The organism is Stappia sp. (assembly GCF_048268045.1).
Lineage (GTDB): Bacteria > Pseudomonadota > Alphaproteobacteria > Rhizobiales > Stappiaceae > Stappia.
Map to the genome: position 1 here is coordinate 1 of NZ_JBLWWG010000011.1, position 23,142 is coordinate 23,142.

18 protein-coding genes, 1 tRNA gene, 1 pseudogene and 1 riboswitch are annotated in these 23,142 nt (G+C 65.9%); of the genes and pseudogenes, 13 read left to right on the top strand and 7 right to left on the bottom strand.

Features of this window, described 5'->3' with window-relative positions:
• Both ACN0WF_RS16315 and cbiB read left to right on the top strand, forming a co-directional pair.
• Nucleotides 1-185, top strand: a pseudogene (locus tag ACN0WF_RS16315) (threonine-phosphate decarboxylase); the annotation flags it as partial.
• Nucleotides 186-187: 2 nt separating this feature from the next.
• Entirely contained in the window at nucleotides 188-1,168 is a 981-nt protein-coding gene (gene cbiB / locus ACN0WF_RS16320) for an adenosylcobinamide-phosphate synthase CbiB (protein WP_417773842.1), read from the top strand.
• A gap of 10 nt (nucleotides 1,169-1,178) precedes the next feature.
• On the opposite strand, the gene ACN0WF_RS16325 is transcribed toward cbiB, so the two are convergent.
• The 6 genes from ACN0WF_RS16325 to cobU all read right to left on the bottom strand — a co-directional run bounded on the left by ACN0WF_RS16325 (nucleotide 1,179) and on the right by cobU (nucleotide 9,203).
• Nucleotides 1,179-2,663: a cobyric acid synthase gene (locus ACN0WF_RS16325; RefSeq protein WP_417773843.1), complete on the bottom strand. Its 1,485-nt coding sequence runs from the start codon at nucleotides 2,661-2,663 to the stop codon at nucleotides 1,179-1,181.
• Nucleotides 2,660-2,956: a YrhK family protein gene (locus ACN0WF_RS16330; RefSeq protein WP_417773844.1), complete on the bottom strand. Its 297-nt coding sequence runs from the start codon at nucleotides 2,954-2,956 to the stop codon at nucleotides 2,660-2,662. Before ACN0WF_RS16330 ends, ACN0WF_RS16325 begins: the two co-directional genes overlap by 4 nt.
• A gap of 169 nt (nucleotides 2,957-3,125) precedes the next feature.
• Nucleotides 3,126-3,758 carry a cob(I)yrinic acid a,c-diamide adenosyltransferase gene (gene cobO, locus ACN0WF_RS16335; RefSeq protein ID WP_417773845.1) on the bottom strand — a complete coding sequence of 211 codons (633 nt, stop codon included), beginning with the start codon at nucleotides 3,756-3,758 and terminating at the stop codon, nucleotides 3,126-3,128.
• The gene (gene cobN / locus ACN0WF_RS16340; RefSeq protein WP_417773846.1) at nucleotides 3,755-7,498 is read right to left on the bottom strand and encodes a cobaltochelatase subunit CobN; all 3,744 of its coding nucleotides are present in this window, start codon (nucleotides 7,496-7,498) and stop codon (nucleotides 3,755-3,757) included. The genes cobO and cobN overlap by 4 nt, the downstream gene beginning before the upstream one ends.
• 47 nt (nucleotides 7,499-7,545) lie before the next feature.
• Complete coding sequence (gene cobW, locus ACN0WF_RS16345) at nucleotides 7,546-8,664, bottom strand: cobalamin biosynthesis protein CobW (RefSeq protein WP_417773847.1); 1,119 nt, start codon at nucleotides 8,662-8,664, stop codon at nucleotides 7,546-7,548.
• Nucleotides 8,661-9,203 (bottom strand): bifunctional adenosylcobinamide kinase/adenosylcobinamide-phosphate guanylyltransferase, encoded by a 543-nt coding sequence (gene cobU / locus ACN0WF_RS16350; protein WP_417773848.1) that lies wholly within the window; start codon nucleotides 9,201-9,203, stop codon nucleotides 8,661-8,663. The genes cobW and cobU overlap by 4 nt, the downstream gene beginning before the upstream one ends.
• Nucleotides 9,204-9,352: 149 nt before the next feature.
• A riboswitch (cobalamin riboswitch) is annotated at nucleotides 9,353-9,581 on the bottom strand.
• A 165-nt stretch (nucleotides 9,582-9,746) separates the two neighbouring features.
• On the opposite strand from cobU, the gene ACN0WF_RS16355 reads away from it, so the two are divergent.
• A tRNA-Asn gene (locus ACN0WF_RS16355) sits at nucleotides 9,747-9,821 on the top strand.
• 149 nt (nucleotides 9,822-9,970) lie between these two features.
• Here ACN0WF_RS16355 and ACN0WF_RS16360 read toward each other — a convergent pair.
• The gene (locus ACN0WF_RS16360; protein ID WP_417773849.1) at nucleotides 9,971-10,849 is read right to left on the bottom strand and encodes a VOC family protein; all 879 of its coding nucleotides are present in this window, start codon (nucleotides 10,847-10,849) and stop codon (nucleotides 9,971-9,973) included.
• A gap of 558 nt (nucleotides 10,850-11,407) precedes the next feature.
• Here ACN0WF_RS16360 and ACN0WF_RS16365 point away from each other — a divergent pair.
• The 10 genes from ACN0WF_RS16365 (at nucleotide 11,408) to ACN0WF_RS16410 (ending at nucleotide 23,139) form a co-directional block, all read left to right on the top strand.
• Complete coding sequence (locus tag ACN0WF_RS16365) at nucleotides 11,408-12,799, top strand: putative bifunctional diguanylate cyclase/phosphodiesterase (protein WP_417773850.1); 1,392 nt, start codon at nucleotides 11,408-11,410, stop codon at nucleotides 12,797-12,799.
• Nucleotides 12,800-13,024: 225 nt separating this feature from the next.
• A complete protein-coding gene (locus ACN0WF_RS16370) occupies nucleotides 13,025-13,732 on the top strand; it encodes an ABC transporter permease (RefSeq protein ID WP_417773851.1) in 708 nt (235 codons plus the stop codon).
• Nucleotides 13,725-14,534 (top strand): phosphate ABC transporter ATP-binding protein, encoded by an 810-nt coding sequence (locus ACN0WF_RS16375; protein WP_417773852.1) that lies wholly within the window; start codon nucleotides 13,725-13,727, stop codon nucleotides 14,532-14,534. Before ACN0WF_RS16370 ends, ACN0WF_RS16375 begins: the two co-directional genes overlap by 8 nt.
• 5 nt (nucleotides 14,535-14,539) lie before the next feature.
• Nucleotides 14,540-15,373 carry a substrate-binding domain-containing protein gene (locus tag ACN0WF_RS16380; protein ID WP_417773853.1) on the top strand — a complete coding sequence of 278 codons (834 nt, stop codon included), beginning with the start codon at nucleotides 14,540-14,542 and terminating at the stop codon, nucleotides 15,371-15,373.
• 512 nt (nucleotides 15,374-15,885) lie between these two features.
• Nucleotides 15,886-16,575 (top strand): hypothetical protein, encoded by a 690-nt coding sequence (locus tag ACN0WF_RS16385; protein WP_417773854.1) that lies wholly within the window; start codon nucleotides 15,886-15,888, stop codon nucleotides 16,573-16,575.
• 213 nt (nucleotides 16,576-16,788) lie between these two features.
• A complete protein-coding gene (locus tag ACN0WF_RS16390; protein ID WP_417773855.1) occupies nucleotides 16,789-18,261 on the top strand; it encodes a cryptochrome/photolyase family protein in 1,473 nt (490 codons plus the stop codon).
• A 29-nt stretch (nucleotides 18,262-18,290) separates the two neighbouring features.
• Entirely contained in the window at nucleotides 18,291-19,595 is a 1,305-nt protein-coding gene (locus ACN0WF_RS16395) for an NAD(P)/FAD-dependent oxidoreductase (RefSeq protein ID WP_417773856.1), read from the top strand.
• A gap of 35 nt (nucleotides 19,596-19,630) precedes the next feature.
• On the top strand, nucleotides 19,631-20,431 hold the full coding sequence (locus ACN0WF_RS16400) for a DUF1365 domain-containing protein (protein WP_417773944.1): 801 nt from the start codon (nucleotides 19,631-19,633) through the stop codon (nucleotides 20,429-20,431).
• Between the two features lie 42 nt (nucleotides 20,432-20,473).
• Nucleotides 20,474-21,703, top strand: a complete 1,230-nt coding sequence (locus tag ACN0WF_RS16405; protein WP_417773857.1) for a class I SAM-dependent methyltransferase — start codon at nucleotides 20,474-20,476, stop codon at nucleotides 21,701-21,703.
• A 38-nt stretch (nucleotides 21,704-21,741) separates the two neighbouring features.
• Nucleotides 21,742-23,139, top strand: a complete 1,398-nt coding sequence (locus tag ACN0WF_RS16410; RefSeq protein ID WP_417773858.1) for an MFS transporter — start codon at nucleotides 21,742-21,744, stop codon at nucleotides 23,137-23,139.
• The last annotated feature ends 3 nt before the right edge of the window (nucleotides 23,140-23,142 follow it).

Genomic DNA, 23,142 nt, shown 5'->3' on the forward strand with positions numbered 1-23,142 from the left:
CACCGCTCTTTGTCCTTGCCGGGACGCGCGACGCGGCGCGCCTACACGAAGCGCTGGCACGTCAGCGCATCTGGACGCGCCGCTTCGACTATGCTCCGACCTGGCTGAGGATCGGCCTGCCCGGCGGCGCGGAGAAGCTCGCACGGCTCGACGCCGCGCTCGAGGCGGCCATGGCGGAAAGCTGACCATGCTGATCTTCGGCGACGCCGCCCTGCTGCTCCTGCTGGCGCTTTTCGTCGACGCCCTCATCGGCGACCCGCCGGCGCTGTGGCGACGCATCCCGCACCCGGTGGTGCTTTTCGGCAAGATCGTCGAAATCGCCGACCAGGACTTCAACACGCCGGACCTGACGGCAAAGCAGCGCAAGCTCTACGGCACTCTGTTTCTCGCAGGTCTCGTCTTCTGCTCGCTTCTGGTTGGCGTTCTGCTGGAGGTCATCCTGCGCGGCCTGCCCTATGGCCGCATCGGTATCGTTGCCATCGCCGCCGTATTTCTGGCGCAAAAGAGCCTGCACCAGCATGTCGCGGCGGTCCGCGACGGTCTCGCCCGCGAGGGTCTGGCCGGCGGGCGCAAGGCAGTCGCGATGATCGTCGGTCGGGATCCCGAGCAACTCGACGAATCGGGCGTGTCGCGGGCGGCCATCGAGTCCTGCGCGGAAAACGCCGCCGATGGCGTGACCGCCCCGGCGTTCTGGTTCCTGTTACTCGGTCTTCCCGGCCTCATTGCCTACAAGGCGGTGAACACGGCCGATTCCATGATCGGCCACAAGACGGAGCGGCACGGCGCCTTCGGCTGGGCGTCGGCGCGCTTTGACGATCTCGTCAACCTGCCCGCCTCGCGCCTGTGCGGCCTGTTCCTCGCGCTGAGCGCCCCTGTCTTCGGCGGCGGCATTGGGCGGACGCTGTCCGACATGCGGCGCGACGCGCCCAGCCACCGTTCGCCCAACGCGGGATGGCCCGAGGCAGCCATGGCCTCGGTGCTCGGCGTCGCACTCGCCGGACCTCGCGCCTATCCCGGCTACAAGGTCGATGATCCCTACATGAACCCGCAAGGCCGCCGGGAACTCGACGCATCCGACATTTCCCGCGCGCTCGCGGCCTATCGTTGGGCCATGGCGGTTCAGGCGTTTGTCGTCGGACTTGTCGCAATCGCTCACGTCTATCTCTGAGGAAGACGTCTCAGCGCGACCGTGCGATCGCCAGCAACGCCTCGATGTCGAGCGCATCGGCAAGATGCGCGGCCAGCCCGTCGAGCGTCGTTTCCACGGTTTGCGCATAGGCGAGCCCGGAGGCCACGCCGAGTCCGGCGAGAAAGGCGGCACGAAAGCCGTCGGACCCGAAGAGCCCGTGCACATAGGTTCCCGTCACCCGGCCATCGGGCGAACGGGCGCCATCGGCATGTCGCAGGTGGTCGCCGCGCGCGCCGATATCGGCGAACGGGCGCAAGGCGTCCGGTCCTTCGGTCCGGCCGAGATGGATTTCGTAGCCGGACAACGCCTCGCCGCTCGAACGGTCGCGTCCCTCGACCTCGACAAGCCGCTTGTCGGGCGAAAGCACCGTCTCCACGTCGAGCAGCCCCAACCCCTCCACCGTGCCGGGAGGTCCCTCGAGACCATCGGGATCGGCGATGGTGCGCCCAAGCATCTGATAGCCACCGCAAATGCCGAGCACCCGTCCGCCGCGGCGGACATGGGCGGCAAGGTCGATGTCCCAGCCCTGCGCGCGAAAAAATGCAAGATCGCCCATCGTCGATTTGCTGCCCGGCAGCAGGACCAGACTTGCGTCTCCCGGCAGCGGTTCACCCGGCTGAACCAGCGTCAGCGACACATCGGCTTCCATGCGCAAGGGATCGAGGTCATCGAAATTGGCAATCCGGCTGATGACCGGAACCGCTATCCTCACAGGCCCCGCGCCCTCGCCATCCTCGAGGCCCAGTGCATCCTCGGCCGGGAGCCGGCGCGCATCGGCGAACCAGGGCACCACGCCCAGCGATTGCCAGCCCGTGCGCATGGCGATCTCTCGCAGCCCTTCGTCGAAGAGCGAGACATCCCCGCGAAAGCGGTTGACGAAAAAGGCCTTGATGCGGCGCTGCTCGGCCTCGGGAAGGATCGCGTGGGTGCCGACCAGCGAGGCAATGACGCCGCCCCGGTCGATATCGCCGCACAGCGCCACCGGCAAGTCGGCGGCCTCGGCAAAGCCCATGTTGGCGATATCGCCGGCGCGCAGGTTGATTTCCGCCGGACTTCCCGCTCCCTCGACCAGCACAAGATCGGCGTTCCGGCCCGTGATTTCGAAACTTTCGAGGACCCGTGGCAGAAGCTCGGCCTTGCGGCTCCCGTACTCGCGCGCGCGCATTGTGCCGGCGCGTCTGCCCTGAACGATGACCTGTGCGCCGACATCCGTCTCCGGCTTCAGCAGGACGGGGTTCATGTGCACGCTCGCCGGCACGCGCGCAGCCATCGCCTGCAGCGCCTGCGCGCGTCCGATCTCTCCGCCATCTGCCGTCACGGCCGCGTTGTTCGACATGTTCTGCGGCTTGAACGGGCGCACGACGAGACCACGATCGGCGAGCAGACGGCAAAGGCCGGCGACAATCAGGCTCTTGCCGACATTCGATCCGGTGCCCTGGATCATCAGCGCCGGAACACGCCGGGCAGCATTCATGCCGTGGTCTCCCTGTCTGCCCCGTAGGGCCTGAACTCCTTGGGAACCGGCAGACGCGCAAGATGAAGCTCCAGCGCAAGGCGGATCGTCGGGCGCACCGCGAAGAGGACCGAGCCGATCACGAAAAACCATGTCCCCGCGACCTGCAGGCTGTCGTAGAAGAACAGTACGCTGCCGACAATGAAGGTCAACGCGGCAAGGAACTCCACCACCGTGCGAAAGAGCTCGTAGCGGCGCACCAGAGTCTCGTGCGACGGGGAGGCGCGCCTCAACCTTGCATCAAACAACTTCATTCCGGCCCTGACACTCCCTGTTCCACATTCTCACGTCGCGCTCGAGACGGCGCGCGCCTTCAACAACAATGCGCCAAAACGCACAACCAGTGCCAGACCACGCCTCCAGCAAGCGGAACTCCGTCGCTCCGACGTCGGACAGCCACGGCATGGGCCGCGGGCTCTCCGATCAGAACTCGATCCCCTCCTGCGGCTTCACACCCGAGCGGAAGGGATGCTTGATCTGGGTCATCTCGGTGACCAGATCGGCGATCTCTATCAGTTCGTCCTTGGCGTTGCGGCCGGTGATGACGACATGCACGTCCTCCGGCTTCTCGTCGCGCAGGAAGGCCACCACCTCGTCGATCGGCAGATAGTCGTAGCGCAGGACGATGTTGAGTTCATCGCAAAGGATCAATCGATAGTCGCGCGAGCGGATCATGTCCTTGGCCGCGTCCCACGCGGCCCGCGCAGCGTCGATATCGCGCTGGCGGTCCTGGGTTTCCCAGGTGAAGCCCTCGCCCATGCGCTTGATCGTCACCAGGTCAGCGAAGCGGTCCAGCGCCATGCGTTCGCCCGTCTCGATGCGCCCTTTCACGAACTGCACGACGCCCACCTTGTGGCCATGGCCGAGAGAACGGAAGACCATGCCGAAGCCAGCCGTCGACTTGCCCTTGCCCTTGCCGGTATGGACGATGAGAAGCCCCTTCTCGATCGTCTTGGTGGCCATGATCTTGTCGCGTGCCGCCTTCTTCTTGCGCATCTTTTCGGCGTGACGGGCGTTCAGTTCCTCTTCGCTCATCTCGGACTTCTTGTCGCTCATCGCGTTGTTTCTCCCTGTTCGATGTCGAATGCGGCGCGCGTCGAGTTGCGGCGCGGTCGCCAGAGGCCGCGTTCGACCGCCTCGCGGAACCGCGCCTCGATCTCGGCAAGCGCCTTCGGATTGTTTTCCTCAAGGAAGGCGCGAACTTCCGCGTCGTCCAGATAGGCTTCGTAGAGCTGGTCGAAATGGTGATCGCCCACCGCGTTGGTCGTCGCTGAAAAGGCGAAGAGATAGTCAACCGTCGCGGCGATCTCGAAAGCGCCCTTGTAGCCATGGCGCATAACGCCGGCGATCCACTTCGGATTGGCCGCGCGCCCACGCACCACCCGGCCGATCTCCTCGGCGAGAGTGCGGATCGCCGGCCTTTCGGGGCGGGAATGATCGTTGTGATAGACCTTCGGCGCCACGCCCTTCAGCGTCTCCACGGTCGCGGAAAGCCCCCCCTCGAACTGGTAGTAGTCGTCGCTGTCGAGCAGGTCGTGCTCGCGGTTGTCCTGATTGTGCAGGACTGCGTCCACGCTGGAAAGCCGTGCCTCGAAGGCCGCGCGCGCATTCTCGCCCTTAGCGCCCCCGCCATAGGCAAAAGACCCCCAGGCCAGGAAGGCATCGGCGAAGTCCGAGCGTTCCTCCCATATCCCTTCATCCACCAGTGCCTGAAGGCCCGCGCCATAGGCGCCGGGCTTGGACCCGAAGACCCGGAAGCGCGCGCGACGACGCGCCTCGCGCGCATCGACGCCGTCGGCCTCGAGCCTTTCGGCCTCGGTTCGGGCGCGGGCGGCGAGTGGATTGGCGTCGTCGGGTTCCTCAAGGTCGGCGATGGCGGCAACCGCCGACTGGAACAGGTCGATCTGGTGCGGGAAAGCGTCGCGGAAGAACCCCGATATCCGCAGGGTCACGTCGACGCGCGGACGACCGAGTTCGCCAAGCGACAGGATGTCGAAGCCGGTCACCCGACCGGAGCCGGGCTCCCATTTGGGCCGCGTGCCGATCAGCGCCAGTGCCTGGGCAACATCGTCTCCGCCGGTACGCATATTGGCCGTGCCCCAGCAGGTGAGCACGACGGCGGCGGGGTATTCGCCCTCGTCCTGAAAGTGACGCTCGACAAGGCGGGCGGCGCTCTCCGCGCCAATCCGCCAGGAGGTTTCCGTCGGCACGGCGCGCACGTCGACGGAGTAGAAATTGCGACCGGTCGGCAGCACGTCGGGCCGCCCGCGCGTCGGTGCGCCGGAGGGGCCGGGCGGCACGAACCGTCCGGCGAGCGCATCGAGCACGGCGTCTGTTTCCGCCGGGCCCGAGGCCTCCACCGCCGGGCGGATCGTCGTGGCGATCTCCCCCAGAACGGCAGCGGTTGCAGGCATACCGACGGGGATCCCTGCCTTCGCCACGAGATCGTGGGCAAGCAATTCGAGCCGCTCCACCGTATCGCCGGCGCTGCGCCAGGGGGAGGCCGAGACAGCCTCCAGCGCCGCCGGCCGCGAGCCTTCCCAGACGGTCTCGTAGTCACAGGAAAGCGGATCGAAGTCGCCAAGCCCCAGATCCCGTGCGAGCGCCCGCGTCAGTCCCTCGTTTTCCGCGCCCGTCCCGCGTGGCACGCGCGTGAGCGCAACAAGCAGCGCCGTCAGCAGGTCGCCCTTGGGCGCGGCCCCCAGCACATGCAGCCCGTCGCGGATCTGCAGTTCCTTGAGATCGCAGAGATGGGCGTCGAGGCGGGCCAGCCGCGTTTCCTCGTCCATGCTGCCGTCGAGACCGATGTCGCGGTCCAGCCCGTGCCGCGTCGCCGTTTCGAGGATATCCCGCGTCAGTGCCTTGAGCCGCCGCGGGTCGACGCCCTGCGCCAGATAATACTCGTCGAGCAGGACCTCCAGCTCGGCGGCGACGCCATGGCTTTCGGCCCGCGCCAGCGGCGGCGTCAGGTGGTCGACGATGACGGCCGAGGTCCGCCTCTTGGCCTGCGCGCCCTCGCCTGGATCGTTGACGATGAAGGGATAGACGTTCGGCACCGGCCCGAGCACGGCTTCGGGATAACAGGCCTCCGACAACGCCAGCGCCTTGCCGGGCAGCCACTCGAGATTGCCATGCTTGCCGAGGTGGACGACGGCATCGACGCCGAAGATCTCGCGCAACCAGATGTAGAAGGCGAAATAGTGGTGCGGGGGCACCAGATCAGGATCGTGATAGGTCGCCTTCGGGTCGATGTTGTAGCCGCGCGCTGGCTGGATGCCGACGACAGCATTGCCGAAATGGGTGACCGCGAGGCGGAAGGCTCCGTTCTCGACATGGGGATCGTCTTCCGGCGCCCCCCAGCGGGCGGCCACGGCCTCGCGCACCGCCTCCGGCAGGCGCCCGAAATGCGCCCGGTAGTCGGAAAGCGCCAGCGCGGCGCCGCCGTGTCGGGCCCGCCGATCCTCCAGCGCATTGGTCGGCCCTTCACTGATCGCGGCCATGAGCGCGGAAGAATCGCGTGCGGGGCTGGCGACCGCGTATCCCGCTCCGGCAAGCGCGTTGAGAAGATCGGCGCAGGACGCAGGCGTATCGAGTCCGACGCCATTTGCGAGCCGGCCATCCTTGTTCGGATAGTTGGCAAGGATGAGCGCCACCTTCCGCTCCGAGGCCGGCTTTCGCGCCAGCCGGGCAATACGGGCGGCCTGTTCGGCAACGAAATCGACGCGGTCCGCCTTGGGAACGAAACGCATGGTCGTCGACTGGGTGCGCGCGTCGCGCGGAGCTTCCTCCTTGAAGGAGACAGCCCGCGTCAGGATGCGCCCGTCCACCTCGGGCATGACCACGTGCATGGCAAGGTCGCGGATCGAAAGCCCCTGATCCGCATCGCGCCAGCCCTCCTGCGAGGACGACGAGAAGACCACCTGGAGCACCGGCGCGCCCGGCGCGTCGAGCGGCGTCGGGCGGTGGCGCGCCCCGGCCTTCGACACGGCGAAGGCGGTGGCGTTCAGGACCACCGCCGGCGGCGCCGCGTCGAAGAGCGCGGCGAGCACGGAAGCGGACTCCGCCTCCTTCAGGGATGCGACGAAAACCGGAAGAGGGTTGAGCCCGCGCGCCCGCAGCGCCGCGACAAGCGCCTCCACCGGCGCGGTCGCCGCGCTCTGAACGAGCGCGCGGTAGAAGACAATGGCGGCAACGGGCGCATCCGGATCGCTCCACAGCGAGCGGAGATCGGCAAGCGAGGGACGCGCGACGTCGGGCAGGAAGATGCCGGCGCGCGGCAGCGCGCGGGGCGGATCGGGCTCCGCCGTCTGATCGAGCAGATGCCCGCAGAACCGCAGGAAGTTTTCCTGGTTCTCCGCCCCGCCCTCGGCGAGATAGCGCCAGAGGCATTCCACGGTCGCCACATCGAGGGTCGAACGCGCGGCAAGATCCGCGTCCCAGCGGTCGTCCCCCGGCATCACGGCAAGCCCGATGCCCGCGCCGCGCGCGACCTCCGTCAGCCTTTCGACGCCATAGGGCCAGTACTCCGCCCCGCCGAGCAGCCGAAGGATCACGAGGCGAGAGCCCGCGACCGTGTCCTCGGCGTAAAGGTCCACCGAATACGGATGGGAAAGCGCCATCATGTTGGCAAGTCGCAGCGAAGATACGGTCTCGCCAAGCCGTTGCTTCGCCGCCGCCAGAGAGGCGAGCTCGGTGTCGGCCGCAGACAGGACAATCACGTCCGCCGGGCTCTGGCCGAGATCGACCGCCTCGTCGCCCTGGTCGATGCGTCCGCTGCGTCCGGCAAGAATGTGCATGCCGCCTCCCCTTGTGGTTCCGTTTTCCCGCCCGCTCTTTCGCCTGATCAGGCGGCCTGCGCGCTGGCGAGAAGCCCCTCCACGCGGGCCAGGTCGAAACCGGCGAGCCCGATCACCACGAGCCGGCCCGGCGCGCGGCTGTCGCGGGCGAACCATGCTTCCACGCGGGGGCCGACGGCCTGCACCATCGCCGGTGCCGCCTTGCCGGATATTTCCGCCGCGCCCTTGATCCGCAGCACGCCGGGAACCGCCATCGCCGCGCCGACGCGCGCCTCAAGGTCCTTCAACGACGCGAACGCCGCGAGCGTCATCACATGGCTCTCGAATTCATCATGGTCATGATCGTGATGATGATGGTGGTGATCGTGATCATCGTCGTGATCATGATCGTGATCCCCGTCGTCGTGGTGGTGATGGCTCTCGTGATGCCCCTCGCGCCCGGTCATGTCCTCCTCGGAGGCGCTCATGCGGCCAAGGAGCACGTCGGCGGCGAGCACCCCCTTCTCCGCCGTGACGATCTCAACGGCAGGGCGCACGCGTGAGGCGACCTCGGCGCGCACACGGGCAAGCCCCTCCGCGTCGACAAGATCGGCCTTGTTGAGCACGACGAGGTCGGCGCAGACGAGCTGGTCCTCGAAAAGTTCCTCCACCGGGCTTTCGTGGTCCAGCGCCTCGTCGGCGGCGCGCTGCGCGGCAAGGGCCGCCTCGTCGCCGACAACACGCCCCTCGGCAACGGCGGCCGCGTCGACAACGGTCACCACGGCATCGACCGTGACCCGCGTCTTCACGCTCGGCCAGGAAAAAGCGCGCACCAGCGGCTGAGGCAGAGCCAGGCCCGACGTCTCGATGACGATGTGCTCGGGCGCGTCCTCGCGGTTGATCAGCATTTCCATCGTCGGCAGGAAGTCGTCGGCGACCGTGCAGCAGATGCAGCCATTGGTCAGTTCGACCACCTCGTCGGCCGCGCAGGTCGGGTCGGCGCAGCCGTCGACCAGCGAGCCGTCAAAGCCCATGTCGCCGAACTCATTGACGATGAGCGCGATCCTCTTGCCCTTCGCCTCGCGCAAGAGATTGGAGAGCAGCGTCGTCTTGCCGGCCCCAAGGAAGCCGGTGACGATCGTGGCCGGGATCTTGCCGGTCCGCTGCGGGGGCTGGGAAGTGCTCATAAGGTGATCTCCGGTTGGGCGGAATTGGGCTTGAGGACAAGCGGCAGGCCGGCGGCGACCAGCACCGCGGCCTCGGCCGCTTCCGCGATCAGACGGTTGAGGCGTCCCTGCTCGTCGCGAAAGCGGCGGGCAAGCGCATTGTCGGGAACGATGCCGGAGCCGACCTCGTTGGTGACGAGCACCACCGGCCCGGCTGCAGCGGCAATCGCGGCACGCAGCCGCAGGGTCTCGGCGGCGGGATCCGCTTCGGCGAAAAGGACGTTCGAAAGCCAGAGCGTCAGGCAGTCGACCAGCATCGCCCGCCCGGGCCGGCTCTCGGCGGCGATGACGCCGGCGATATCGCGAGGCTCCTCCAACGTCAGCCAGCCTTCGCCGCGCTGGTCGCGGTGGCGTGCGACGCGCTCGCGCATCTCGCCGTCGCCAGCGACACAGGTCGCCACGTAGACACGCTCGCGGCCGCTGGCGCGAACGAGCCCCTCCGCGTAGGCGCTCTTGCCAGAGCGCGCACCGCCGGTCACGAGAACAGTCCTGAAGGGCATTAGTTTCCGGCCACGCGCGGGCAATGCGGTGACAGGCGTGTACGGCCGCGCAGACGACGGCCGGGATCGAATCTCTTCATTGCAGCCTCCTGCCGTCCACCCGACGGCCGTGACGTTTCGGGCCGGGGCCGCGCGCCACAGGGCGGATGCGGGCTCCCGGGATCTCCGGCTCGTCTCCTGGCTCGCGGGTCGCGGCCATGTCCCTGCCCTTCCCGGGCCGTTCGCCCAGTGGTACGCGCAGGATGGCTCGCCGCTCACAGTTGCGGGGGCAGCTACGGATTCGGGACCCCGACTTGGGTCGTCCCCCACCGTATTCCGACTTTCACCTCTCCCTCGGACTTTGTCCGTCGGATAAGGACCGGTCGCCCTTCATAGCGCGGCGCGAGGCCGCCAACAAGCTCGCCGGACCGCCCGGCATTCGGCGCCAGATCCCCTCCCCGCACTGGTGCCTGTGGAAAAATCATGACAAAATACTTGGCAAATGCGCATGGGCTTTGCTATATGCCCCTCACCGACGCGGTGCACCGCACTGCGGTTCAGTGATCCCCGGTAGCTCAGTGGTAGAGCAAGCGGCTGTTAACCGCTTGGTCGCTGGTTCGAATCCGGCCCGGGGAGCCACTCTTCTTCTTTTCCTTACATCGAGATTTTCCGCAAGGCGGCGCTTCGCAGCGCATGCGGTTGTTCGACCTCCCGCCCGTCGCAAGCATGCAATCGGGGAGATGGCATCCGCCGGAACTGGCTCCGACGGATGTCTACCGATCCGTGCATCAAGCCCCGCGCAGAACGATTTCCGTTCCCCAGGGATCCCGAAGCGTCAGCACGTCACCCGAATCATCGACGAAAATCCCCCCGGCGCGTGCAGTCGCGGAGATCCGGTCGCGATCCTCCTTCGAAAGAACGATGAGCTCCAACGACGCGAGACCGGTGCGCCCCGGCGTGCGCGTGCCCGCCCCCCGGCTGTTCCAGACATTGCCGGCAAGCTGGTGATGATAACCGCCGGAGCCGAAGAAGCTGCCGCCAGGATAGCGCGCCGAAAGGTCAAAGCCGATCACGTCGCGATAGAAGCCCTCAGCCAGATCTGTGTCGCCGACGCGCAGGTGAACATGACCGACGATGCTTCCTTGCGGCATGCCGGACCAGGTCCGCTCTGCTCCAGCAGCGATCAGGCCTTCCGCGTCGAGCGGATCGGTGGACATGGTCACCGTGCCATCCGCACGCCACCAGACCTCGGCCGGGCGATCGGTGTAGATCTCGATGCCGTTGCCCTCGGGATCGGCAAGGTAGAGCGCTTCGCTGACGATGTGATCCGACGCCCCGTCGATCCTTAGGCCCGTCTGCAGCGCGAAGCGCAGCCAGCAGCCGAGATCGGCGCGCGTCGGCAGCAAGAAGGCGGTATGAAAGAGACCGGCCTCGCGCGGGCTCGACGCGGCAAGAGAAGGATCGCCGCGCAGCTCCAGAAGCACAGAATCGCCAACTCCCAGCCGCACGGTTTCATCATCGCGCGCAAGAACGGCAAGCCCGAGCACCTTGCGGTAAAAATCGGTCATTGCCGCCAGATCGCGAACGGCCAGAACTACGCGACCGACGCGCATCGGCGCGGCCATCATATCGAACTGCCCGGTTCCGGTCTTTGTGTGAAGCTCCATCATAAGTCCCCGATTGCGCCTGGCATCCGCTCGCCACGCAAGCGCCGGCCCCCTTGCCGGCCTTGCCGCTAAAACCTGGGACAGGCACGGTCTTCGTACAATTGGCGTAATCGTGGCAATATTGTTAATCTGGCAGAAACAATGTAAGAAACATCAAGGCTCTCCTCAGCGTGGCCAATCGGCGCCGTCTGCCATGCTTGCACCCTTCCCCTTTGGGATTTGTCCTGACGCTTGTTTTTATTCGACAAATAAATTCTCCCACCGCTGCTGCGAAACATTGAGCGGCGGGATCTCTCATAAACGCTCGTATTTTCCCTTCCTATGCAAATTCGATGGGTAATCATAATTTATTGGCATTGAACATTGTTATTTCTTGGGGCCACGGGGGAAGCGGACATGCCACCGCAGATAGCACAACTTTGGCAACGGTTTGCCGAACCGGTACTTGTCATTGCGAGTGGCATCGGAATCTGGTCCATCCTTGTTTACCTGGACGCGTTTGAGGCAGCTGTCGCATTTGCCAAGGCTCATGAGACCTTTGAACTCGACGAAGCCTTCTTGGCAATTTCCATCATCGGCATCCTCGGGTTCCTCTACAGCATCAGGCATCACGCCCGCCTCAAGGGCGAACTGCGCCGACGCGTTGAGGCTGAGAGGCGCGCCGCATGGCTTGCCGAGCATGACGTACTCACCGGGCTGGCGAACCGCCGCCAACTCGCCCAGTTCATTCATGACATCGACAGCCAGAGCGCGAACGCCCAGCCGCGCCTTGCGGTTTTCAGCATCGATCTCGACGGCTTCAAGAACCTCAACGACCTGCTTGGCCACGCCGCGGGCGACGATCTGCTGATCGGCATGGCGCTACGGCTGACCACGGCCTTTCCGCAAGAGACCGTGGTCCGACTTGGCGGCGACGAGTTTCTGGTCATCGCCGACCGGGCCCGCTTCGACGACCCCGCCGCGACCGCGGGAACGCTTCATGCGGCCATCACCGAGCCGATGACGCTGCAGGAAGGCGGCAGCGAGATCGGCCTTGGCGTGAGCATCGGCGTCAGCCTCTATCCCGATCACGCCGAGACGCTGCGCGAAACCATCCGCAAGGCCGATATGGCGATGTATGCCGCCAAGCATGGCCAGGACCAGCCGGTGCGGTTGTTCGACGCGAAGCTCGAGGCAAGCATGCGTGAGCAAAAGGAGATCGAGGAACACTTCCTCATCGCGCTCGACGCTGACGAGATCTACCTCGATTACCAGCCGGTGTTCGACACGCAGAGGAACGGGGTCGTCTCGCTGGAGGCGCTGGCCCGCTGGACCAGCCCGAAACACGGCCCCATCGGGCCGGACATTTTCGTCAAGCTCGCCGAGGGTCTCGGGCGAATTCGCGTCATGACCGACCGACTGCTGCGCCGCGCCTGCCACGACGCGCTGTCATGGCCGACGGCGGCACGCCTGTCCTTCAATCTGTCGCCAGCGGAACTGGCGGACCGGCATTGCGCCAGCCGCATCCTCAACACCCTGAGCCAGGCCGAATTTCCGCCAACGCGCCTGGAGATCGAGTTGACGGAAACCAGCGTGTTCGAAACCAACGAAGACGCCGTGCGGATACTGACCGCCCTGCGAGACGCCGGAGTCGCCATCGTCATCGACGACTTCGGCGCCGGATACGCCAATTTCAGCCGCCTGAGCGCGCTGTCCTTCGACAGTTTCAAGATCTCGCCGCGCCTGATCCAGCAGCTTGACCACGACCCGCGCTGTCGCGAGATCGTACGGACAATCCTCGACCTGGCCAATCGTCTCGGCGTGCGCGCGATCGCGGAAGGGGTCGAGACAGAACGCCAGCGCGAGATCCTGCGCTCCCTCGGCTGCACCCTCGTTCAGGGCAATATCTTTTCCCCGCCAGTCGCGGCCCTGGCCGCGCCCGAGCTTCTGCGGGCATTTCCGCAGGTTTGAGCCTACCGCCCGTCCAAAGAATGTTTTTTTATGTTTTTTATGTCATTTTGTACAATTCATTCACAAGATCTCCAACAACGACTTGCCGGTCATGACCGGTTCAGCCCGCTTAACTCCGCGACTTTCCGTCAAGATTGATCAGAAGCTGCGTGTCGGGCGCGCGAGCGTTATGGAAAATCCTGCCAAATGGTGTAATTCTTCCCGATAGAGGGAGAAAACGCACAAATGGATAGCTTTGCGTCCGTGCTGGCAGAAGCCATCGGACTGATCCTTGCCGGCGACGCGGATCTCATTGAGATCATCGCGCTGTCGTTGCGCGTGACGCTCACGGCTGTCGCGATCTCCTGCCTGATCGGGCTGCCGTTTGGGGCCTGCGTCGGTGCCTTTCGCTTTCCTGGCCGGGGAACGCTCACCGTCCTGCTCAATTCCCTGATGGGCCTGCCGCCTGTCGTCGTCGGCCTCCTTGTCTACCTCTGCCTGTCGGCGGCTGGCCCCTTCGGCTTTCTCCGTCTGCTCTACACGCCAACAGCGATGGTCATCGCCCAGACGATCCTGGTCACGCCGATCGTCGCCGCGCTGACCCGGCAGGTCGTGGAAGATCTCTACGGGGAGTACGCCGAACAGTTCGCCTCGCTCGGCGTTGGCCCGGCGAGCCGTGTCACGGCGCTTCTATGGGACGCGCGCTATGCACTGATCACAGTGGCGCTCGCCGGTTTCGGGCGCGCCGTCGCCGAGGTCGGCGCCGTGATCATCGTCGGCGGCAACATCAACCATGTCACCCGCGTCATGACGACCACGATCGCGCTGGAAACCTCGAAGGGCAATCTCGAGCTGGCGCTGGCGCTCGGCGTGGTGCTGCTTGCCATTGCCGTCGCGGTCAACGCACTGGTGATGGCGCTAAAGGCCTCCGCCGCGAGGTCCGCCTATGCCTGAGGCAAGCCTGCACAGGATCCCCGGCGCACACGGCCAGACAACGACGCCATCCGACCCAGCTTTGCTGGAAACCCGGGACCTCGCCTTTCGCGCCGGCACGCGAACGCTCGTCGACAACGTCGACCTGAGCATCGCCGCCGGTCGCACAACCATGATCATGGGAGCCAATGGCGCGGGAAAAAGCCTGCTTCTGCGTCTCGTTCACGGGCTGATCGCGCCGACCTCCGGCGAGATCGCGTGGCGCGGACGACCGCTCGACCGCGCTGCCCGCGACGCGCAGGCCATGGTGTTCCAGCGCCCGGTCATGCTGCGCCGCTCGGTCATGGCCAATCTTGCCTTTGCGCTCGCTGTTCGCGGCATTCGTGGTCGGGAACGGGCGGAGCGCATTCGCCAGGCGCTTGAGCAGGCCAACCTCTCCGAGCTCGCGCGCCAGCCAGCCCGCGTGCTCTCGGGAGGCGAGCAACAGCGGCTGGCGGTGGTGCGCGCGCTCGCCTGCGACCCTCAACTCCTGCTTCTCGATGAGCCGACGGCGAGCCTCGATCCGGCGTCAACGCTTGCCATCGAGGACCTGGTGCGTGGCGCGCGCGCACGCGGCGTCACCGTCGCCATGATCACCCACGACGTCGGCCAGGCCCGGCGCCTGGGCGACGACGTCGCCTTCCTGCACGGCGGCCGGCTGGTCGAGACCGGCCCGGCCGAGCGTGTGCTCACTTCGCCGCGCAGCGCCGCTGCGCGCGCCTGGCTCGAAGGCCGGCTGGTCCTCGATCCTCCTGCAGCCCAAGCAACCCGAAACGAAGGATAGTCCAGATGTTCAGACGCCATTTCCTTGCACTCGCCGCCACCGCGATCGTTGCCGCCAGCCTTGCCGCTCCGGCCCAGGCCGAGGACAAGTTCATCGTCGTGCAGTCCACCACCTCGACGCAGAACTCCGGCCTGTTCGACTTCATGCTGCCGAAGTTCACGGAAAAGACCGGCATCGAGGTTCGCGTCGTCGCCGTGGGCACCGGCCAGGCGATCAAAAACGCGGCCAATGGCGACGGTGACGTGCTGTTCGTCCACGCCAAGCCGGCCGAGGAGAAATTCGTCGCCGCCGGCGACGGCGTGAAGCGCTTTGACGTGATGTACAACGACTTCGTCATCGTCGGCCCGGCGTCCGACCCGGCCGGCGTCGCCGGCTCCAGCGACGTGACCGCCGCCCTCAAGAAGATTGCCGAGAGCAAGGCGCCGTTCGCCTCGCGCGGCGACGACAGCGGCACCCACAAGGCGGAGCTGCGTCTGTGGAAGGCAGCCGATGTCGACGTATCCAAGGCCTCAGGCGACTGGTACCGCGAGACCGGCTCCGGCATGGGAGCGACGCTCAACACCGGTACCGGCATGGGCGCCTATGTGATGACCGACCGTGCCACCTGGATCTCCTTCGGCAACAAGGGCGACTACAAGATCGCCGTCCAGGGCGACGACAAGATGTTCAACCAGTACGGCATCATTCTGGTGAACAAGGAAAAGCACCCCAACGTGAAGGCCGACCTCGGCCAGACCTTCGTCGACTGGGTGATCTCCGACGCGGGCCAGAAGGTCATCGCCGACTACAAGGTCGACGGCGAGCAGCTCTTCTTCCCCAACGCCAAGGCCGGCAGCTGATCTCAAAGCCTTGTCGATGACAGCCGGCGCGGCGCGATCCGCGCCGGCATCTCCCCTGCCTCGCGACGTGCCCCCGCCAGACCCTCGCCCGCACGGGCGTCCGTCGCAGGCCATTTCCGCAAGCCGCATCGGCCTTGCCCAGCGCCTCCACGGACGGCTGCGGGCACCAGACGCGGGTGAAACGGGCAACAGGCAACTCGATATAGACGGGTTCACGACTTTGTGATCGCCCTCCAAACACATTTTTGCCTCACCTGCGACACATTTTCGCCTGCCGTGGAACTTTCGCCTTTTCATGGCGTTAATACCCTGAGCGCGGCACTTCCTAACGGAACGTTACGTAAAGACCATCCGTTTTGTGATGCGCGTTACGGTTCCGTCAGAGGATTTCGTGGAGCATCATCCCTGTCGAGATTGGAATGTTCCGACGGAGTAACCAAATCTTAACGACATGAGTTCCCGGCGATTACGGACGCAAAGACCTCCGGACCGCCCTGCCTTGGGAGGCGAGAATGTTTGACATCGCAAGGACGACGTCGCGCATCGCCATAGCAGCGATCCTGGCGTCCGGGCTGGCTGCACTGCCCGCTCTCGCGCAAGCGAGCGAGACATCAACCCGCGCGGCGGGTGTTGCGGCGCAGGTTGCCGATTTTTCAACGGACGCCGCTTCCGCCAAGGGCGACCGGGAGACCTTCCTCATTCCCGAGGATCGGCTGGCCGTGACGCTTGGCACGCCCGGCGGGGCCGCAGCCAACGACGAGAATTCCTATGCCATCTGGGTCGGCGAGGTCGAGCGCGACGGACGCAAGGCCGTGTGGGTCGAACTCATCGACGACTATGGCGAGGTGATCTACGACAGCGAGGTCGCCCACAACGAGACGCATCTTCTCCCGGACGGCCGCGCCGTCGTGGTGCGGGCGCTGGCCGATCCCGACTCGGTCGCCACGACCGTCGCCAAGGCAGACCAGTCCCGCGTCGCGCCCGATGCACGCCTCGTCGTGACCCGCCGCGTGGTCAACGATCCCGAGCTTCAGACGGAGATCCAGTTCATCGAGGAAAAGCCCCGCGAGGAGCAGTCCACGATGATGCGCATCGCAACCTTCGGCCACACGGTCTGGTCGAGGATCGTCGCCAGCCTGAACTTCGCGGCGGATAGTGTCGTCGTCGCCTGGAACTGGATCACAGAGCCGTTCCGCGCCTGACGAACCGGTTTGTGTGCGCAGATATCCGTCGCCGCCCCCGGGGTGGCGGCGTTTTTCCTGGGCACGCCTTTTTCCGGCTTCGCACCGCGTCGGCGCTCTTGGCCGCCGAACGCCTTGACGCTCACATTCACGTGAACGCAAAAACCACTAATCCATCAAAGGCAAACGACCGTATCACCGGGTAGAAACAATCGCACCCGGATCCCGTCACACATGCCTTCACCCGATACCTCCTCGCCGCTTCTTGTCTGGTTTCGCGACGACCTGCGGACGGATGACAATCCGGCTCTCTCCGCCGCCCTTTCGGACGGCCGGCCGGTGATCGGCTTCTATCTTCTCGACGAGGTGTCCGAGGGCGTGCGCCCCTTCGGCGGAGCCTCGCGCTGGTGGCTACACCATTCCCTCTCAGCGCTTGCCGAGCGACTGACGCGGATAAATGTTCCGCTGGTTTTGCGGCAAGGCGGCGCGCTCGACGAGGTTCCCCGGCTTGCCCGTGAGGCCGGGGCCAGCGGCATCGTGTGGAACCGCCGCTACGAGGCCGCAGCGATCCGCCTGGACGCGGCGCTCAAGAGCACCTTGCGCGCGGACGGGCTGTCCGCGGAGAGCTTCAACGGCGCGCTCCTGGTCGAGCCCTGGGAGGTCGCAACCAAGGCGGGAGCCCCCTACAAGGTGTTCACCCCGTTCTTCAAGGCCCTTGTTGCCCGAGGAGAGCCCGCCCGTCCTCACGCATGCGGCGAGCGCTCGGGAAGTTCTGTGCCCGTATCCGTGCCGCACTCCGACGAGCTGGGCGCCTGGAACCTCCTGCCTTGCGCTCCCGACTGGGCCGGTGGATTGCGCGAGACATGGACCCCGGGCGAGGACGGCGCAAAGGCCCGGCTTTCGGATTTCCTAGATATCCGGCTTTCCGGCTACGCGGAGCATCGCGATGCGCCGGGCAAGGCAACGACGTCGCGTCTTTCGCCGCACCTGCGCTTCGGCGAAATTTCCCCGCGACGGATCTGGCACGCCGCCGCCTTTCATGCCGAAACGGCTGGGGAGCCCAATACCAGGACGGCGCTTGCGAAATTCCAGGCAGAACTCGGCTGGCGCGAGTTCTCCTATCATCTGCTCTTCCATTTCCCCACACTCGACAGGCAGAACTTCCAGCCCCGCTTCGACGGCTTCCCGTGGAAGCGGGATGCGGGTGCATTCGCCGCCTGGACGCGGGGGCGGACCGGCTATCCGCTGGTCGACGCGGGCCTTCGCGAACTCTGGCACACGGGCTACATGCACAACCGCGTGCGCATGGTCGCCGCCTCCTTCCTGGTCAAGCACCTGCTGCTCGATTGGCGCGAGGGCGAGGCCTGGTTCTGGGACACGCTGGTCGACGCCGACCCCGCCAGCAATCCTGCGAGCTGGCAATGGGTGGCCGGATCCGGTGCCGATGCTGCCCCCTACTTCCGCATCTTCAACCCGACCGGACAGGGGGAGAAATTCGACCCCGAGGGCCACTACACCCGCAAATGGGTGCCGGAGCTCGCAGCCCTGCCGAACAAATTTCTTTTCCGCCCGCATGAGGCACCCGCGGAGGTGCTTGAAAGCGCGGGCGTTCGTCTGGGGGAGACCTACCCCCGACCCATCGTCGATCACGGCAAGGCGCGACAACGCGCGCTTGATGCGTTCGAAACCCTGAAAACCGCAGAATAGCGAAAACAAAAAACCGGAGGGAAGCCAGCATGCGCATTGCCGTCATCGGATCGGGCATTGCCGGGAACAGCGCCGCTTGGGCGCTCGCCGAGCGCTATGACGTGACGCTCTACGAACGGCGCAACCGTCCGGGCGGGCACAGCGCCACCGTCGACATCGATTATGACGGCACCCCCCTTTCCGTCGACACCGGATTCATCGTCTACAACGAGCTGACCTATCCGAACTTCACCGCACTGCTCGAGCACCTGGGGGTGGCAAGCGAGGCCAGCGACATGAGTTTCGCCCTGTCGCTCGACGGGGGGGCCTGCGAGTGGTCCGGCTGCAACCTGAATACCGTCTTCGGCCAGCGTCGCAACATTTTCTCCCCGCGCTTTCACTGGATGCTGCGCGAGGTGCTGCGCTTCAACCGGCAGTGCCTTGCCGATCGCGCCGCCGGCCATCTCGCCGGCCTGTCGCTGGCCGACTATCTCGGCTGGCGCCGCTTCTCACAGGGTTTCGCCCGCAACTACCTTCTGCCGATGGGAGCCGCCATTTGGTCGACACCGCCGGCGGAAATGCTCGCGTTCCCGGCGGAAACGCTCGTCGCCTTCTTCGAGAACCACCGGCTGGTCCATACTGACCGCCCCGTCTGGCGCACGGTCTCCGGCGGATCTCGCTCCTACGTGGAGCGGCTTGTCCAGCCGCTGGGCAACCGGCTGCGCCTGGGCACCGAAGTGAAACGGGTGTGGCGCGCCGCCGGCAAGGTGCATGTCGTCGACGCCTCGGGCAACGAAGACGTGTTCGACCGGGTCGTGATGGCCTCCCACACGGACCAGACGCTCGCCATGCTGATCGACGCAACCCCGGAGGAGCGCAACATCCTTTCGGCCGTGCCCTATCGCTCCAACCGCGTCTACCTGCACCGCGACCCGGCGCTGATGCCGAGGCGCAAGCGCGTCTGGGCGTCCTGGAACTATCTTGCCTCCAGCGCCCCGGGAGCAGACAGCCGCGACGTGTCGGTGAGTTACTGGATGAACAGGCTTCAGAACCTTCCCGCGGACAAGCCCCTCTTCGTCAGCCTCAATCCGCCGGAAGCCCCACGCGCGGATCTCGTCTTCGGCACCTATACGTACGACCATCCCCAGTTCACCCGTGACGCCATGGCCGCCCAGCGCGCCCTCGACCAGATCCAGGGAGAGAACCATATATGGTTCTGTGGCGCATGGTGCGGCTACGGCTTTCACGAGGATGGCCTGAGGGCAGGTCTCGACGTGGCTCGCGCCATCGGCTGTGACATTCCCTGGCGCGTCGACCACGACGGCCGGGCACAACCGGCCGAGGCGGCCGAGTAAGGCAGACCGTGAACACACGACGCCCCCCGACGACAATGGAGATGAACGGCCCACCACCCGCCGCCGCGGCGTCTCTGTATCCGGGCCTCGTCATGCACCAGCGGATGAAGCCCTTCGGCCACCGCTTCTCCTACCGGGTATTCTCGGTGCTGGTCGATCTCGACCGGCTGGACGAGGCGGGCCGGCAATCGCGCTTCTTCTCCGTCGACCGGGCAAATCTCGTCTCGTTCCGGCAGCGCGACCACGGTCCGCGCGACGGCTCGCCGCTGCGCGCGCATGTCGATGGTCTCCTTGCCGCCCAGGGCCTGCGCGAGCGGGCGGCAAGGGTGCTTTTGCTCACCTATCCGCGCGTATTTGGCTATGTGTTCAATCCGATCTCGGTCTACTTCGCCCTCGACGGCGACGGGCGAACCCTGGCCGTGATCTACGAGGTGCGAAACACCTTCGGCGACTTGCACACCTATGTCGCCCCGGTCGCCGCCGGCGAGGCAGGCCCCGAGGGGATCCGCCAGGTGCGCGCCAAGCTGTTCTATGTCTCGCCGTTCATCGACATGGCCCAGACCTACCGGTTCCGCGTCCTGCCCCCAGGCGACGCGGTCCGCATCCGGATCCTGGAAATTGATGGCGAAGGCCCTCTCCTTGCAGCCAGTTTCGCCGGTCGCCGGCGCCCGCTGACCAGCTCCGCCCTATGCGCGCTCTGCTTGAAAATTCCGTTCATGACACTCAAAGTAATAGGAGGCATCCACTGGGAGGCCCTCAAGCTTTGGTTGAAAGGAGCGCCGTTCCACTCACCGTCGAAGCGTCATCGCGGTCCCGCGCATCCCTCGCGAAGCTGACCGCTGTCCACGCCAGACGTGCCTTCTTGACGAGGTCTGATCATGTCGACTGCAATCTCTCTTACGCAGGACAATGCCCGCACGGCACTCGCCGGACTGCCACGCCTTGCCCGCCTCGGTCTTCGGGTGGCGCTTCAGCTGCGCGTCGGGTCGCTTGCCATCGAGACGCCGGAAGGCCGGCGCTTCCTTATCACAGGAGCAGAACCCGGCCCGAACGCGGATGTGACCATCCATTCCTGGAGCTTCATCAAACGTCTGATAAGCGGCGCCGACGTCGGCGTGGGCGAGGCGTATATGGCCGGGGAATGGACAAGCACCGACGTCACCACGTTTCTGGAGCTCTTCTGCCACAACCGCGATGCAACCATCGACATGCTGCGTGGCAGCCCGGTATTCCGCATCGTGACGCGGCTGCGTCACTGGCTGAACCGCAACACGCGCTCCGGATCCCGGCGCAACATTTCCGCCCATTACGACCTTGGCAACGCCTTCTACCGTGAATGGCTCGACCCCTCGATGACCTATTCCTCGGGACTTTTTGACGGCGGGGTCAACGATCTGGAGCAGGCGCAGCGGCGCAAGTATGCCTCCCTCGCCGAGGAGGCCGATATCCGCCCGGGGCACAGCGTTCTGGAAATCGGCTGCGGCTGGGGCGGGTTCGCCGAGTTCGCCGCCCGCGAGATCGGCGCCAATGTCACCGCGCTCACCATCTCGCGCGAACAGTTCGACTTCACCTGCAAGCGCATCCACGAGGGCGGCCTCGCCGACAGGGTGACGGTGAAGCTGCAGGACTATCGCGATGAAACAAGCCAGTACGACCGGATCGCCTCCATCGAGATGTTCGAGGCGGTTGGCGAAAAATACTGGCAAACCTATTTCGGCAAGGTGGCCGAATGCCTGAAGACGGGCGGCCGCGCCGGTCTGCAGATCATCACCATCCAGGACCAGTATTTCGAGGATTACCGCCGCACGCCGGACTTCATCCAGCGCCACGTCTTTCCCGGAGGCATGCTGCCACCGCCGGGGCGGCTCACCGAGCTCGGCGAGCGAACGGGGCTGACGCTCGCGGCCCAGAAGATCTTCGGTGTCGACTACGCGCGCACCCTGGAGGTCTGGCGGCACCGCTTCTGGTCCGCCTGGCCGCGCATCCGCCAGCTCGGCTTCGACGATCGCTTCAAGCGGCTTTGGGAGTTCTACTTCCATTACTGCGAGGCGGGCTTCCGGTCCGGCAACATCGACGTGCGGCAGATGATCTATGTGAAGCCCTCCTGACGTAAGGAGGTCATGACAGCACGCTCTACGACCGTATCTTGCAAGCAGCCGACGCCAAGGGCGTCGGCATCCAGCCTTTGCCGCTGCCGATGAGCCGCTCAACGAATGGCGGCCTCACGCGCGGCGCCCTCGCCGCCTACGCCGGGCCGGCGCTGCCGCTCGCAGCGCTCACGCTTCCGCTCTACGTCATCCTGCCGAGCTTCTACGCCGGCACCGTCGGCTTGTCGCTCGGCCTCGTCGGCGTCATCCTGCTTGGCGTGCGCCTGTTCGACGCCCTGTCGGACCCGATCGTCGGGCTTCTTTGCGACCGTTTCTCTCCACCGCTGGGACGCCGGCGCGGCTGGTTGCTCCTCGGCTCCGTCCCAGCCGCCGTTTCCGCGTGGATGATCCTGACGCCGCCGCCGGAAGCAGGTGGGCTCTATCTGGCGGGCTGGGGTCTGGCGTTATCACTTGGCTACACCGCCACCGTCATCCCCTATTCCGCCTGGGGCGCGGAACTGGCCGAGAGCTACCACGAGCGCAGCCGCATCGCCGCCGCGCGGGAAGGGATGGTACTTGCCGGAACGCTGGTCGCGGTGTCCTTGCCGGCGCTGTTCGACGGGATGCGGCTTGGCGGCACGCCCGAAGCGCTCGGCACGCTCGGCCTGCTCGTCGCCGTCGGCCTGCCCGGTCTGGCGCTCGTCGCCGTGGCACGCCTGCCCGAACCGATCGAGGCGACGCGCCGGCCGCTCCGCTTCCGCGAGGGACTGCGCCACATCCGGGAGAACAAGCCGTTCCTGCGCCTGCTGGCAGCCTTTGTCGTCAACGGCTTCGCAAACGGCCTTCCAGCGACGCTTTTTCTCTTCTTCGTCGCGAGGGTTCTCGAGCGGCCCGACCTTCAGGGCGCCTTTCTCTTCCTCTATTTCCTGTGCGGGATCGCGGGCGTGCCAATCTGGCTGGCGGTGTCGCGGCGCACCGGCAAGCACAAGGCGTGGTCCCTCGCCATGCTCGGCGCCTGCGCGATCTTCATCCTGGTGCCCATGCTCGGCCCCGGCGACCTTCTCGCCTTTTCCGCGATATGCGTCTTGACCGGCATCGCGCTCGGTGCCGACCTGGCGTTGCCGGCCTCGATCCAGGCGGATGTCATCGATGTCGACCGGCTCTCCTCGGGAGCGCGCCGGTCGGGGCTCTATTTCGCACTCTGGGGTCTTGCCACCAAGCTGTCGCTCGCCCTTGCGGTCGGCGTCGCCTTTCCCCTTCTCGACCTCGCCGGTTTCGAAAGCGGAGGCGCCGGGCCAGAAGGCCTTGGTGTTCTGGTTGCGCTCTACGCGGTGGTCCCGGTGCTGCTGAAGCTCGCAGCGATCGCGCTCATGTGGCGCTTCCCCCTCGACGAGACCGCACAGGCCGCGCTGTCAACGGCGCTGCGGGAGCAGGAGCGCCAAAGGGATGCGTCGTAAGCT

What these genes read in the sequence shown, in the direction of transcription:
- cbiB (WP_417773842.1), top strand. Translation starts at nt 188, where the DNA reads ATGCTGATCTTCGGCGACGCCGCCCTGCTGCTCCTGCTGGCGCTTTTC.
- ACN0WF_RS16325 (WP_417773843.1), bottom strand. Translation starts at nt 2,663, where the DNA reads ATGAATGCTGCCCGGCGTGTTCCGGCGCTGATGATCCAGGGCACCGGA.
- ACN0WF_RS16330 (WP_417773844.1), bottom strand. Translation starts at nt 2,956, where the DNA reads ATGAAGTTGTTTGATGCAAGGTTGAGGCGCGCCTCCCCGTCGCACGAG.
- cobO (WP_417773845.1), bottom strand. Translation starts at nt 3,758, where the DNA reads ATGAGCGACAAGAAGTCCGAGATGAGCGAAGAGGAACTGAACGCCCGT.
- cobN (WP_417773846.1), bottom strand. Translation starts at nt 7,498, where the DNA reads ATGCACATTCTTGCCGGACGCAGCGGACGCATCGACCAGGGCGACGAG.
- cobW (WP_417773847.1), bottom strand. Translation starts at nt 8,664, where the DNA reads ATGAGCACTTCCCAGCCCCCGCAGCGGACCGGCAAGATCCCGGCCACG.
- cobU (WP_417773848.1), bottom strand. Translation starts at nt 9,203, where the DNA reads ATGCCCTTCAGGACTGTTCTCGTGACCGGCGGTGCGCGCTCTGGCAAG.
- ACN0WF_RS16360 (WP_417773849.1), bottom strand. Translation starts at nt 10,849, where the DNA reads ATGGAGCTTCACACAAAGACCGGAACCGGGCAGTTCGATATGATGGCC.
- ACN0WF_RS16370 (WP_417773851.1), top strand. Translation starts at nt 13,025, where the DNA reads ATGGATAGCTTTGCGTCCGTGCTGGCAGAAGCCATCGGACTGATCCTT.
- ACN0WF_RS16375 (WP_417773852.1), top strand. Translation starts at nt 13,725, where the DNA reads ATGCCTGAGGCAAGCCTGCACAGGATCCCCGGCGCACACGGCCAGACA.
- ACN0WF_RS16380 (WP_417773853.1), top strand. Translation starts at nt 14,540, where the DNA reads ATGTTCAGACGCCATTTCCTTGCACTCGCCGCCACCGCGATCGTTGCC.
- ACN0WF_RS16385 (WP_417773854.1), top strand. Translation starts at nt 15,886, where the DNA reads ATGTTTGACATCGCAAGGACGACGTCGCGCATCGCCATAGCAGCGATC.
- ACN0WF_RS16390 (WP_417773855.1), top strand. Translation starts at nt 16,789, where the DNA reads ATGCCTTCACCCGATACCTCCTCGCCGCTTCTTGTCTGGTTTCGCGAC.
- ACN0WF_RS16395 (WP_417773856.1), top strand. Translation starts at nt 18,291, where the DNA reads ATGCGCATTGCCGTCATCGGATCGGGCATTGCCGGGAACAGCGCCGCT.
- ACN0WF_RS16400 (WP_417773944.1), top strand. Translation starts at nt 19,631, where the DNA reads ATGGAGATGAACGGCCCACCACCCGCCGCCGCGGCGTCTCTGTATCCG.
- ACN0WF_RS16405 (WP_417773857.1), top strand. Translation starts at nt 20,474, where the DNA reads ATGTCGACTGCAATCTCTCTTACGCAGGACAATGCCCGCACGGCACTC.